The sequence below is a fragment of the Streptomyces capoamus genome, from assembly GCF_014654935.1.
GTDB classification, from domain to species: domain Bacteria; phylum Actinomycetota; class Actinomycetes; order Streptomycetales; family Streptomycetaceae; genus Streptomyces; species Streptomyces capoamus.
The window spans coordinates 106706-108709 of the sequence record NZ_BNBF01000008.1 but is presented as its reverse complement, the minus strand read 5'-3'; the positions used below and the strand labels follow the sequence as shown (position 1 = coordinate 108709).

Genomic DNA, 2004 nt, shown 5'->3' with positions numbered 1-2004 from the left:
CGCAGTGGACCCCCGCTTCAGGGGTCGACGAGACTGCGAGAGACGGACGAGCCGGTCTCTGTGCTGGCTGAGTAGCCGCTACCTCCATACGTAGGCCCATACGGGGCTCGTTCGAGACTGTAACGGTGATCATCAGCGGGTCGCAAGGCCGTCCGCGGGGCCTCCCGGCACGGCCGGCCGGGGATCAGGACGCGGTGCGACGCGTGCCTCGGCCGACCAGGGTCGTCACACCGGAGACGGCGGCGGTCGCGGCGAGGCTGCCGGTCATGACCAGGCCCACACCGATCACGAAGAGGCCGCTGGCGTCGTCCGACCAGTCGTACCAGGCCGCGGCCGTCAGCCCGGCCGTGGTGCCGAGGACCGCGCCCGCGGTGTGGCCCCGGGACACGGCCCGGTACACCGGCAGCAGCAGCGTCAGCACCAGGCCGACCACCTGCCAGGGCTCGTACGGGCCGCTCGTCGAGCCGTCCGGGTGCACGTCCCGCTGCTGGTCCCAGCCCAGCCAGCCGGCCCACGCCGCCAGGGCGGCCAGGGCCGGCACCAGGAAGGGCAGGACGCGGGAGGAGGTCGTCACGAGTCGTCGGCGCATGTCACGAGCCTCCCGCCCCGCACCGGCAGCCGTCAGAGCGAAGGTACTCAGGGTGCGCCTGAGTACCCCGGTACGACCGGGATCTAGGCTTCCAGACATGAAGGAAGCCCCGTTGAACTTCTGGTCGCTCTACAGCCACGGCTTCGCGCGCATCGCCGCGTGCACGGGCCACACCGTCATCGCCGACCCGCGCGCCAACGCCGAAGCGGTCCTGCGCCAGGCCCGCGACTGCGCGGACGAGGGCGTCGCCGTCGCCGTCTTCCCCGAGCTGGGCCTCACCGGCTACTCCATCGAGGACCTGCTGCTCCAGGACGCCCTCCTGGACCAGGTCGAGGCGGCCCTCGGCACCGTCGTCGCCGGATCGGCCGAGCTGCTGCCGGTGCTGGTCGTCGGTGCCCCGCTGCGCCACCGCAACCGGGTCTACAACTGCGCGGTGCTGGTGCACCGGGGCCGGGTCCTCGGTGTCGTACCGAAGTCGTACCCGCCGACCTACCGGGAGTTCTACGAGCGCCGGCAGATCGCCGACGGCCACGACGAGCGGGGCGGCACCATCCGGGTCGCGGGCGCGGAGGTGCCGTTCGGGGTGGACCTGCTGTTCGCCGCCGCGGACGTGCCCGGGCTGGTGCTGCACACGGAGATCTGCGAGGACATGTGGGTGCCGGTGCCGCCGAGCGCCGAGGCGGCCCTCGCCGGGGCCACCGTGCTGGTCAACCTCTCCGGCAGCCCGATCACCGTCGGCCGGGCCGAGGACCGCAAGCTGCTGTGCCGCTCGGCGTCCTCCCGCTGCCTGGCCGCCTACGTCTACGCGGCGGCCGGCCTGGGCGAGTCGACCACCGACCTGTCCTGGGACGGGCAGACCATGATCTACGAGAACGGGGTGCTGCTCGCCGAGTCCGACCGCTTCCCGCTCGGCGACCAGTACGCGGTCGCCGACGTCGACCTGGACCTGCTGCGGCAGGAACGGCACCGGATGGGCACCTTCGACGACAACCGCCGGGCCCACGCCGCCCGCACCTCGGACTTCCGGACCGTCTCCTTCGAGCTGGACCCGCCGCTCACCGACCTCGGGCTGCGCCGGCGCGTCGAGCGGTTCCCGTTCGTGCCCGCCGACCCCGAGCGGCTCGCCCAGGACTGCTACGAGGCCTACAACATCCAGGTCGCCGGCCTCCAGCAGCGGCTCGCGGCGATCGGCGGGCCCAAGGTCGTCATCGGCGTGTCCGGCGGGCTCGACTCCACGCACGCGCTGATCGTCGCCGCCCGGGCGATGGACCGCGCCGGCCGGCCGCGCAGCGACATCCTCGCCTTCACCCTGCCCGGCTTCGCCACCAGCGACCACACCAAGGACAACGCCCACAAGCTGATGCGCGCGCTCGGCGTCACCGCCGCCGAGCTGGACATCACGCCGACCGCGCGGC

At 73.2% G+C, this 2004-nt stretch carries 2 protein-coding genes; one reads left to right on the top strand and one right to left on the bottom strand.

Translation table 11 applies throughout. The annotated features are described in order from the left end of the window. Positions 1-184: 184 nt before the first annotated feature. Positions 185-589 (bottom strand): hypothetical protein, encoded by a 405-nt coding sequence (locus IE312_RS15075; RefSeq protein WP_189982000.1) that lies wholly within the window; start codon positions 587-589, stop codon positions 185-187. A 97-nt stretch (positions 590-686) separates the two neighbouring features. Here IE312_RS15075 and IE312_RS40145 point away from each other — a divergent pair. After that, positions 687-2004: NAD(+) synthase (locus tag IE312_RS40145; protein WP_229899781.1), on the top strand; the 1318-nt coding region annotated here is incomplete at its 3' end.

What these genes read in the sequence shown, in the direction of transcription:
- IE312_RS15075 (WP_189982000.1), bottom strand. Translation starts at nt 589, where the DNA reads ATGCGCCGACGACTCGTGACGACCTCCTCCCGCGTCCTGCCCTTCCTG.